This is a genomic window from Nonomuraea rhizosphaerae (assembly GCF_019396405.1).
Classification (GTDB): domain Bacteria; phylum Actinomycetota; class Actinomycetes; order Streptosporangiales; family Streptosporangiaceae; genus Nonomuraea; species Nonomuraea rhizosphaerae.
Genome location: NZ_JAHKRL010000422.1, coordinates 1 through 9,836, shown reverse-complemented (window position 1 = coordinate 9,836; position 9,836 = coordinate 1). Strand labels below are relative to the sequence as shown.

The following is a 9,836-nucleotide window of genomic DNA, read 5'->3' as shown; positions in this document are numbered from 1 at the left end:
GCCGCCCCCGCGTTCGTCGACGGGGAGCTGCCGTGAGCCGCCGGGTAAGTTGACAGGGGGGCGCCGTGTTCGCCGTGTTCGCCGACAGGAGTTGCCGTGATCAGCTATGACGTGACCGATGCCGTCGCCACCGTCACGCTCGACCGGCCCGACGCGATGAACTCGCTGACGGCCGAGGTCAAGTCCGCGCTGCTCGACGCGCTGCGCCGGGCCGCCGACGACCCCGAGGCGCGCGCGGTGCTGCTGACCGGCTCAGGGCGGGCCTTCTGCGCGGGCCAGGACCTGCGTGAGCACGCCGCCAACCTGGAGGCGGGCCGCGGCCTGGCCGACACGGTCCGCGCCCACTACAACCCCATTGTCGAGCTGATCACCACGATGCCCAAGCCGGTCGTCGCCGCGGTCAACGGCGTGGCCGCCGGCGCGGGCGCCTCCCTGGCCTTCGCCTGCGACCTGCGGGTGGCCTCGGAGAAGGCCAAGTTCGCGATGGCGTTCGCCGGGATCGGGCTGGCCCCCGACTCGGGCGCGTCGTGGACGCTGCAACGCCTCGTCGGCCCCGCCAGGGCGGCCGAGCTGCTGCTGCTCGGCGAGCCGCTCGACGCGGCCCGCGCCCTCGAACTGGGCGTGGTCACCCGCGTGGTCGCGCCCGGCGACGTCCTCAAGACCGCCCAGGAGCTCGCCGTACGGCTGGCCGCCGGGCCGACCAGGGCGTACGCGGCCACCAAACGGGCCCTGGCGTACGCGGCGGCACACTCGCTGCCCGAGGCCCTGGCGCTGGAGGCGGACCTCCAGGACGAGTGCGCGGCCACCGAGGACCACCTCGGCGCCACCCGGGCCTTCCTGGCCAAGGAGCAGCCGTCATTCCGGGGCCGCTGAGCGCGCCACACACCCCTCGACGTGGTCGTTGACCAGGCCGATGGCCTGCATGAGCGCGTACGCGGTGGTCGGGCCGACGAACCTGAACCCGTGCCTCTTCAGCTCCTTGGCCAGCGCCTTGGAGGCCGCGGTGGTGGCCGGGACGTCGGCCATCGAGGCCGGGACCGGCGCGTCCGGGTCGGCGTACCGCCACACCAGGTCGGACAGGCCGCCGGGCAGGTCGAGCGCGACGCGGGCGTTGCCGACCGCCGCCTCGATCTTGGCGCGGTTGCGGACGATGCCGGGGTCGCCGAGCAGCCGGGTCACGTCCTCCTCGGTGTAGGCGGCGACCTTGGGGATGGAGAAGTGGTCGAAGGCGGCGCGGAAGTTCTCGCGCTTGCGCAGGATCGTCAGCCACGACAGGCCCGACTGGAACGCCTCCAGGCAGACGCGCTCGAAGACGCCGTCGTCGCCGCGGACCGGGCGGCCCCACTCCTCGTCGTGGTAGGTCAGGTAGATCGGGTCCGCCATCCCCGCCCAGGAGCAGCGGATGACGTCGGTCACTTGCGCTCGTCCTTGTCGTCGCCGCGCGCCGCCCGCACCGGCTCGGGCTCGGGCTCGGGCTCGGGGGCAGGCTCCTCGCGAGGCGCCTCCCCGGGAGCCGGGGCCTCAGGCGCGACCGTCTCGGGCGCGACCGCTTCCGCCTCGGCGGCGTCGGCCTGGGCCGCGTCCCGCGCGGCGTCTGCCTGGGCCGCATCCCGCGCGGCGTCTGTCTCGGGGACGTCCGGCCCAGGGGCGTCTGTCTCGGGGACGTCCCGCTCGGCCACGTCCGGATCGGCAGTGTCGGCGGGGTCGGCGGGGTCGGCGGAGGCGCCGTAAACCGTCTCGTCCGGTTTGACCTCGGGCCTGGCGTCGGGGTGCTCCTGCGTGAGCAGCGCCACGGAGTCGCCGTCCTCGGACAGCTCGACGGGCGCGACCGGCGGCGCGTGCTCGGTGCGCAGCCCGGCGCCCGGCGCCGCGTACACCTCCTGCCGCGCGTGGAGCCGGCTGGACAGCAGCTCGGAGACCCGCTGCTCCAGCACCGCGATCCTGGTGTCACGCGCGCTGATCGCCGTCGCCGCCCTGCGCAGGGTCTCGTCGACGCTTTGCGTGTGATAGCCGACCAGGTTCACCGGCAGTTGCAGAGCCATGAAGTCGACCGCCGTGAGCTGCCCGGGCTCGGGCAGGTCGAGAGGCGGAACGTCCGGCGGGAACTCGGTCAGCTCCCCGCCCCTACCTAGGGAGACCAGGACCACGCAGCCCAGGATGGCGAGCGCGGCAATGGCGAGTACGACCAGCACATTGGCATCGTACTCACACCATCGGTGCACGAGTCCCGCAGTTGCCGCGCCCGTTACATCGTGGGACAGGTCAGCCGGTGGCCTCGCCGAGCTCCTCGACGCTCGGCCGCACGCGCTTGGGAGTGGCCTCCAGGTGGGCGAACGCCTCCTCGGCGGTGGTGGTCCAGGAGATGGCGTCGTAGACGACGGCGCGGGTGAAGCCGGCCTCGTACATGTCGTCGATGAGCTGGCGCAGCGGCGCGTACAGGCCCCACGGGTCGAGGATCACCAGCGGGCGGTCGTGGATGCCGATGGTGCGGGCGGTCCAGATCTCGAACAGCTCCTCCAGCGTGCCGATGCCGCCGGGCAGGACGAGGAAGGCGTCGGCGCGGGCGTCCATGGCGGCCTTGCGCTCGCGCATGCCCTCGGTGACGATCAGCTCGTCGGAGTCGGTGTCGGCTATCTCGATGTCGACGAGGACCTGCGGGATCACGCCTATGGTGCGCCCCCCGTTGGCGCGGGTGGCGGCGGCGACGGCGCCCATGCAGGAGACGGTGGCGCCGCCGCTCACGAGGGTGTGGCCGCGGTGGGCGAGCTCGGCGCCGACGTCGGCGGCGAGCTGGAGGTACTTCTGGTCGATCTTCAGGCTGGAGGCGCAAAAGACGCAGATATTCACAGGGGCCAGGCTATTGGGGCTCGGCGACCTGGGCGGCGCTCGCCTCCAGCTCCTCCTGCCACTGCTGGGAGCGCTTGAGGTCGGCGTCCACGATGATGCGCACGGCCTCCTCGACGTCGTCGGTCACGGTGATGAGGTCGAGGTCCTGCTCGGCTATCTTGCCGCTGCCGAGCAGCGAGCCCTTGATCCAGTCGAGCATCCCGCCCCAGAACTCCGAGCCCATGAGCACGACGGGGAAGGAGGTGACCTTGCGCGTCTGCACCAGCGTGAGCGCCTCGAACAGCTCGTCGAGCGTGCCGAACCCGCCGGGCAGCGTGATGAAGCCGCACGAGTACTTGACGAACATCGTCTTGCGCACGAAGAAGTAGCGGAACTCGATGCCGAGGTCCACGAAGTCGTTCATGCGCTGCTCGAAGGGCAGCTCGATGCCGAGCCCGACCGAGACCGCGCCCTCGACCTCGGCGGCGCCCTTGTTGGCGGCCTCCATGACCCCCGGGCCGCCTCCGGTGATGACGGCGTACCCGGCGTTGGCCAGCGAGCGGCCGAGCGCGACGGCCATGGCGTAGTCGGAGGAGTCGGCGGGGGTGCGGGCGGAGCCGAAGACCGTGACGGCCGGAGGCAGCTCGGCCAGCTGCCCGAACCCCTCCACGAACTCCGCCTGGATGCGCAGCACCCGCCACGGGTCCATGTGCACCCAGTCGGCGGGCCCTTGACGGTCCAGGAGACGCTGGTCGTGGGTGGAGCTGGGCACGAGGCTGCCGCGGATCACGGCCTGCCCCTGCCGGCGTTCCGGACGTGTCTGTTTCATAGGGAAACGCTAGCCGACCCCCCGCACACCGCGCGCCGGTGGCACGTGAGGCCGATCTAAGGAAGAATACGCAGGTGGAAGGCCAGATGAAGTCGTGTAAAAAATCTTGTAAGAAGCAGGGAACCGTTTTTCGACTCCCCTGCGTCTAACTGCCGAGGGTGCTGCTCGGGACTGAAAGTGGCTTTCCCCGCCAAATGGCCGGCGAGGAAAGCCACTTTCACTTTGTGAGCCACGAGAGCATGGCCCGCTCGCTCTCCACGATCTTCGGGAGCGACACGTACTCGCCCTGCTGATGCGCCAGGTTCGGGTCGCCGGGACCGTAGTTCACCGCCGGAACTCCCAGTGTGGAGAAGCGCGCGACGTCTGTCCATCCCAGCTTGGCGCGCGGCTCGCCGCCGACGGCGGCGGTGAAGGCCGCCGCGACGGGGTGGGTGAGGCCGGGCCGCGCGGCGGGGGCGGCGTCGGTGAAAGCTGTGGCGAACCCGTCGAACACCTCGCGTACGTGCTGCCGCGCCTGCTCCACCGACAGGTCGGGCGCGAAGCGGTAGTTGACGGTGACCACGCACTCGTCCGGGATCACGTTGCCGGCGACGCCGCCGCGCACGGCGACCGCGTTGAGCCCCTCGTGGTAGGTCAGCCCGTCGACCACCGGCTGTCGGGCCTGGTAGGCGTTCAGCCTGGCCAGGACCGGCTCGATGCCGTGGATGGCGTTGACCCCGAACCACGACCTGGCGCTGTGGGCGCGCTTGCCCGGCACGGTGATCTCGGCGCGCAGCGTGCCCTGGCAGCCGCCCTCGATCACCCCGTCGGTCGGCTCCATGAGCACCGCGAAGTCGGCCGCCAGCCAGTCGGCGTGCTCGCGGGCCACCCGGGTCAGGCCGTTGCGCTCGGCCTCGATCTCCTCGCAGTCGTAGAACACGTACGTGACGTCGCGGTTGGGCTCGGGCACGGTGGCCGCCAGCTTGAGCGCGACCGCCACGCCCGCCTTCATGTCGGAGGTGCCGCACCCGTACAGCAGGTCGCCCTCGACGCGGCTGGGCAGGTTGGCGGCGACCGGGACGGTGTCGAGGTGTCCGGCGATCAGCACCCGCTCGCCGTGCCCCTGGCGGGTGCGGGCGACGAGCGTCTGGCCCGACCTGTCCACCGTCAGGTGCGGCAGCGCCGTCAGCGCCTCCTCGACGGCGTCGGCCAGTTCCTTCTCCTCGCCGCTCACCGACTCCATGTCCACGATGGCCGCGGTCAGCGCGCGGACGTCCTGGGTCAGGTCCAGCATCAGGTGTTCACCCCGTGTTCGCGCAGCGCCTCGTTGAGTGCCGCCTTGTCGTGCCGCTGTCCCGGGTCCAGCCGCTTGATCACCAGCACGCACGGCAGCCCGAACGTGCCTCCGGGGAACTCCTTCTGCCGGGTGCCGCCGACGGCCACGCACCAGTCGGGGATCCTGCCGCGGGCCAGCTCCTCGCCGGTCCGCACGTCGATGACGGGGATGGAGGCGGAGAGGATCGTTCCAGCGCCCACGACGGCGCCGTGGCCCACCCTGGCGCCCTCCACGATCATCGCCCGGCTGCCGATGAGCGCCTCGTCCTCCACGACGACCGGCACGGCGTTGGGCGGCTCCAGGACACCGCCTATGCCCGCTCCGCCGGACAGGTGGACGTTCTTGCCGATCTGAGCGCAGGAGCCGACCGTGGCCCACGTGTCGATCATCGTGCCTTCGTCCACGTACGCGCCGATGTTCGTGAACGAGGGCATCAGCACGACACCGGGCGCCAGGTAGGAGCCCCAGCGCGCGATCGCGCCCGGCACCACGCGCACCCCGTCGAACGAGGTCTTGAGCGGCATCCTGTCGTGGTGCTGGAAGTCGCCCACCTGCGACCTGGCCATGCCGAGCACCTTGAAGCTGAGCAGGATCGCCCGCTTGGCCCGCTCGTCCACGACCACCTCGCCGCCCACCGTCCGCGCGACCCTCGCCTCACCCCTGTCGAGCAGGTCGACCGCGGCGACCACGGCGTTGCGCGCCTCGGGGTCGCGGGGGGACAACTCCGCGCGGCGCTCCCACAGCTCGTCCACCACCGCGGCGATCGGTGACAGAGTGCTCACGTGACTCATGGCCACGGAGCCTATCCGGCCAGGTAGGTTTTCACCGTGCGCCTGCGCTTCTCCCGTGGAGTCATCACCATCGCGGTCATAGTTCTCCTACTCGCGGTGGGGATTTCCTTCGGGCTCTACCACCTGCTGAAGAAGGCGCAGCCCCTGGCCATCCCCGACGCCTACTGCGGCATCACGACACCCGGCGGCGAGCGGTCGCTCGACATCGAGCAGGCGCAGGTCTCGGCCACGATCGCGGCCGTCGCCGAGCGCCGCAGGCTGCCCGAGCGGGCCGTGGTGATCGCGTACGCGACGGCGATCCAGGAGTCGAAGCTGCAGAACCTCTCCTACGGCGACCGCGACTCGGTCGGGGTGTTCCAGCAGCGCGAGTCGCAGGGCTGGGGCACCCGCAAGCAGCTGATGGACCCCGTCTACGCCTCGAACAAGTTCTTCGCCGCGCTGGTCAAGGTGAAGAACTACCGCAAGCTGCCGCTGGAGGAGGCCGCTCAGGCGGTGCAGCGCTCGGCGGGCGGCTACGCGTACGCGCAGCACGAGGAGGAGGCCAAGATCCTCGCCCAGGCGTTCACCGGGCGCGTGCCCAAGGCCGTCCACTGCTGGTACCCGCCGGACTCGAAGCAGACCCCGGCCCCCAAGGCGAAGACCTCCGAGGCCAAGCGGCAGCTCGCGCGCACGCTCGGCAGCACGTCCGTCTCGACGCGCAAGCGCGGCTGGCTGGTCGCCTCCTGGCAGGTCGCCCACGCGCAGAAGTACGGCCTGCGCCACGTGGAGTTCAGCGGCGCGGCGTGGAACAACGATGTGAACGTCGAGGGCTGGCAGGCGGGCGGCAAGGCGGGCGACGACGAGGTGCGGATCTCCTGACCGTCCCGGCCGGGTGGGGGCTCCTAGCCGGTGGCCCGGCTGACGATCGTGATCGAGCCGGGCGGCAGCGGCCGGGCGTAGCTGGCCGTCCACCGGTTTCCCTGGATGCGCTCGAACGACAGCAGCCGTCCGTCGGAGGCCCGGTAGTCGGCGAAGTCCAGCAGGCCGCGCTCGGGGTTGCCGGTGTTGCCCTCCGACCTGAACGCGGCCGTGCCCCGCTCGATCGGGTGGAACTCCACGCCCTCCATGATCAGCATGCTCTTGGCCGGGATCATGCCCTCGGTGGGCACCTCGGTCCAGACCAGGACCTCCAGGTGCGACGGCCCGCCCTGGGCGCCCCCGGAACGCACCTCCACCGACAGCCACTGCGTGCGCCGGGCGCTGTCACGCAGCCGGTACTCGGTCCACTGGTGGCCCTGCCACGAGATGTACATGGCGCCGAGCACGCGCGCGGGCGAGCCATGGACCTCTATCCGGTCACCGACCTTGATGGTGCGCGGATCGGCGTAGTCCGATCCCGCGTACCCGGACACGCTCACCGGCGCCGGCAGCGGGGTCTCCACAGGTGCGACCTCGACCGGCGGCGCGGTCGTTCGACCCTTCCTGTCCTGGCGCATGGTGGCCAGGAAGGCACCCAGCAGCAGGAGGACGGTGGCGATGCTCAGCCCGAGTACGACCACGGAGGTCATGCTCATCGATCAGCTCGCTCCACTCGCGGTCTGCCTCAGCAAACGCCGTTATCAACTTATATGCGTGCCCTGCTATGCGGGGGGATCCTACTGGAGGCGGAGCACCGCCGCACTGATGCGTTCATCAGTCGCGGTGAGGGCGACACGGATATGCCGCCCACCTGCCGATCCGTAGAATTCCCCCGGCGCGACCAAAATACCGATTTCGGAGAGCTGCTTGACCTGTTCCCAGGAACTTGTCCCGTTCGTTGCCCAGAAATACAGCCCGGCGGTCGAGTGCTCGATGCGCCAGCCCGCTTTCTCCAGCGCCGGACGCAGCCCGGCGCGCCGTGCGGCGTAGCGCTCGCGCTGCTCGTCGGCGTGCGCGTCGTCGCCCAGCGCGGCCGTCATCGCGGCCTGAACGGGAGCGGGCATGATCATGCCCGCGTGCTTGCGGATCTCCAGCAGCTGCTTGACCAGGGCGGGGTCGCCGGTCACGAACCCGGCCCGGTATCCGGCCAGGTTGGAGCGCTTGGACAGCGAATGGACCGCGAGCAGCCCCTCGTGGGAGCCCTCGCAGACGTCGGGATGCAGGATGGAGACCGGTCGCTCCTCCCAGCCCAGCTCGATGTAGCACTCGTCGGAGGCGACGACCGTGCCGCGCTCGCGCGCCCAGGCCACCACCTTGCGCAGGTGCTCGACGGGCAGCACGCGGCCCGTGGGGTTGCCGGGCGAGTTGACCCAGACCAGGTCGACGTGCTGGGGGCCGAGCGCGAGCAGGCCGTCGGAGGCGGTGGCCTCCGCCCCGGCCAGGCGGGCGCCCACGTCGTACGTGGGGTAGGCCAGCTCCGGGAAGACCACCCGCTTGGCGCCCAGATAGGTGGGCAGCCAGGCGACGAACTCCTTGGAGCCGATCAGCGGCAGCACGTCCTTCTGCTCGACGCTCACCTGGTGCCTGCGGCTCAGCCAACCGGCGGCGGCCTCGCGCAACGCCTTGGTCCCGTGGGTCAACGGGTAGCCAGGGCTGTCGGCCGCCTCGGCCAGGGCGTCGCGGACGAGCGCCGGCACGGGATCGACGGGCGTGCCGACCGAGAGGTCGACGATGCCGCCGGGATGTGCCAGCGCGCGTTCCTTGTACGGCTCCAGCCGGTCCCAGGGGAAGTCGGGCAGCTTGTTCACGGTTCTCCAGGTAGGGGTGGCGGCGCGCCGTCCTGTTGAGTCGTGGCCCGCCGTACGCCTGTCAGCGGGGCACGGATCCCGGGTCGGCGTGCCCCGCCGATGAGCGGCTAGTGGTCCTCGGCCTGCGGCGGCAGCACGGCGATGACCGGGTGATCCTTGTCGATCTTGCCGACCTTGGAGGCGCCACCGGGCGAGCCCAGGTCCTCGAAGAATTCGACATTAGCCTTGTAGTAGTCCTTCCACTGCTCCGGAAGGTCGTCCTCATAGAAAATGGCCTCGACGGGGCACACTGGTTCGCACGCGCCGCAGTCCACGCATTCGTCGGGGTGGATGTAAAGCATGCGCTCGCCCTCGTAGATGCAATCGACGGGGCACTCCTCGATGCACGCCTTGTCCAGGACGTCCACGCAAGGCTGCGCGATGACGTAGGTCACCTCGAGCTCCTTCTTCTCCGCACCATGGCATGACTTCTGACCGCGGTTTGCTAGGCCCTAGTATTGCCGTGCTTGCCAACTGGCCGGAACGGAGGGTGGCAAACTCATGGCCGCTCGGCTCGTTGTCAAGGTTACAAGCGCGGACATCGGCGCACGGATCACCACCCGCAGGCGGGTTCCCGAGGGTTTCCGGGACGCTGTCGGGATTCTGGAGAGCTGGGACGACGGAGTGCTCAAGGTTCGCAAAAGGGACGGCACTCTCGTGGAGATCTCCGAAGAGTCGCTGGTTGCGGCCAAGGCCGTCCCGGCCGCGCCTCCTCGACCTGGACGGAAGTAGCGGTAAGTATTCGTTAGGTGACGGTACGTATCTGCGCTGCGGCTGCAGCCATCCTCGCCGGCGCCGGATGCGGCGCGTCCACCCCGACGGCCGCCAAGCCCACCACGCCGGTGGACGCCAGGGCCGCCTCCATGAAGCAGGGCTTCGCCAGCCTGGAACGCCTGGCCGAGGAGGCCAGGCGGGAGGGCGCGCTCAACGTGATCGGCCTTCCCCGCGACTGGGTCAACTACGGGGAGATCATCGACGCTTTCTCCGACAAGTACGACGTCAAGGTCAACTCGCTGGAGCCGGCGGCGAGCAGCCAGCGCGCGATCGACGCGGCCGCCCGGTCGAAGCCCGACGTGTTCGACCTGACCCTGGACGTGGCGGTGGCGCAGTCCGCGCGGTTCGCCCCGTACAAGGTGCAGGGCTGGCAGGACCTGCCCGACCACGTGAAGGACCCGGCGGGCGCCTGGTACGGCGTCTACGGCGCGTACATGTCGATCGGGTACGACCCGAGCAAGGTCCCCGCCCCGGTGTCCTTCGCCGACCTGGCCGCCAAGCCGGGCTACACGGTGGCGCTCGACGGCGACCCGCTGCGCTCGGCGGCGGCCTTCGAC

The 9,836-nt window shown here is 70.6% G+C and carries 12 protein-coding genes and 1 pseudogene; 4 read left to right on the top strand and 9 right to left on the bottom strand.

What is annotated here, in order from left to right:
• Window positions 1–96 precede the first annotated feature (96 nt).
• Window positions 97–873: an enoyl-CoA hydratase-related protein gene (locus tag KME77_RS21780; protein WP_219470644.1), complete on the top strand. Its 777-nt coding sequence runs from the start codon at window positions 97–99 to the stop codon at window positions 871–873.
• Here KME77_RS21780 and KME77_RS21775 read toward each other — a convergent pair.
• The 6 genes from KME77_RS21775 to KME77_RS21750 form a co-directional block, all read right to left on the bottom strand.
• Complete coding sequence (locus KME77_RS21775; protein WP_219470642.1) at window positions 856–1,416, bottom strand: DNA-3-methyladenine glycosylase I; 561 nt, start codon at window positions 1,414–1,416, stop codon at window positions 856–858. The two genes, KME77_RS21780 and KME77_RS21775, sit on opposite strands and share 18 nt — an antisense overlap.
• Window positions 1,413–2,192, bottom strand: a complete 780-nt coding sequence (locus KME77_RS21770; protein ID WP_219470640.1) for a hypothetical protein — start codon at window positions 2,190–2,192, stop codon at window positions 1,413–1,415. Before KME77_RS21770 ends, KME77_RS21775 begins: the two co-directional genes overlap by 4 nt.
• A gap of 70 nt (window positions 2,193–2,262) precedes the next feature.
• Window positions 2,263–2,847 carry an LOG family protein gene (locus tag KME77_RS21765; RefSeq protein WP_219470638.1) on the bottom strand — a complete coding sequence of 195 codons (585 nt, stop codon included), beginning with the start codon at window positions 2,845–2,847 and terminating at the stop codon, window positions 2,263–2,265.
• A gap of 10 nt (window positions 2,848–2,857) precedes the next feature.
• Entirely contained in the window at window positions 2,858–3,655 is a 798-nt protein-coding gene (locus KME77_RS21760) for an LOG family protein (protein ID WP_219470636.1), read from the bottom strand.
• A gap of 217 nt (window positions 3,656–3,872) precedes the next feature.
• Window positions 3,873–4,928 carry a succinyl-diaminopimelate desuccinylase gene (gene dapE, locus KME77_RS21755; protein WP_219470634.1) on the bottom strand — a complete coding sequence of 352 codons (1,056 nt, stop codon included), beginning with the start codon at window positions 4,926–4,928 and terminating at the stop codon, window positions 3,873–3,875.
• Window positions 4,928–5,761 carry a 2,3,4,5-tetrahydropyridine-2,6-dicarboxylate N-succinyltransferase gene (locus KME77_RS21750; RefSeq protein ID WP_219470632.1) on the bottom strand — a complete coding sequence of 278 codons (834 nt, stop codon included), beginning with the start codon at window positions 5,759–5,761 and terminating at the stop codon, window positions 4,928–4,930. Before KME77_RS21750 ends, dapE begins: the two co-directional genes overlap by 1 nt.
• Window positions 5,762–5,797: 36 nt before the next feature.
• Here KME77_RS21750 and KME77_RS21745 point away from each other — a divergent pair, with 36 nt between their 5' ends.
• Entirely contained in the window at window positions 5,798–6,619 is an 822-nt protein-coding gene (locus KME77_RS21745) for a hypothetical protein (protein ID WP_308250817.1), read from the top strand.
• 23 nt (window positions 6,620–6,642) lie between these two features.
• On the opposite strand, the gene KME77_RS21740 is transcribed toward KME77_RS21745, so the two are convergent.
• The 3 genes from KME77_RS21740 to fdxA form a co-directional block, all read right to left on the bottom strand.
• Window positions 6,643–7,314 (bottom strand): DUF4178 domain-containing protein, encoded by a 672-nt coding sequence (locus tag KME77_RS21740; RefSeq protein ID WP_246610434.1) that lies wholly within the window; start codon window positions 7,312–7,314, stop codon window positions 6,643–6,645.
• An 81-nt stretch (window positions 7,315–7,395) separates the two neighbouring features.
• Window positions 7,396–8,466: a succinyldiaminopimelate transaminase gene (gene dapC, locus KME77_RS21735; RefSeq protein WP_219470630.1), complete on the bottom strand. Its 1,071-nt coding sequence runs from the start codon at window positions 8,464–8,466 to the stop codon at window positions 7,396–7,398.
• A 107-nt stretch (window positions 8,467–8,573) separates the two neighbouring features.
• Window positions 8,574–8,900 (bottom strand): ferredoxin, encoded by a 327-nt coding sequence (fdxA, locus tag KME77_RS21730; RefSeq protein WP_219470628.1) that lies wholly within the window; start codon window positions 8,898–8,900, stop codon window positions 8,574–8,576.
• Between the two features lie 106 nt (window positions 8,901–9,006).
• Here fdxA and KME77_RS21725 point away from each other — a divergent pair, with 106 nt between their 5' ends.
• Together KME77_RS21725 and KME77_RS21720 are read left to right on the top strand one after the other, a co-directional pair.
• Window positions 9,007–9,237 carry a putative acetyltransferase gene (locus KME77_RS21725; RefSeq protein ID WP_219470626.1) on the top strand — a complete coding sequence of 77 codons (231 nt, stop codon included), beginning with the start codon at window positions 9,007–9,009 and terminating at the stop codon, window positions 9,235–9,237.
• Window positions 9,238–9,254: 17 nt separating this feature from the next.
• Window positions 9,255–9,836 (top strand): annotated as a pseudogene (locus KME77_RS21720) (ABC transporter substrate-binding protein); the annotation flags it as partial.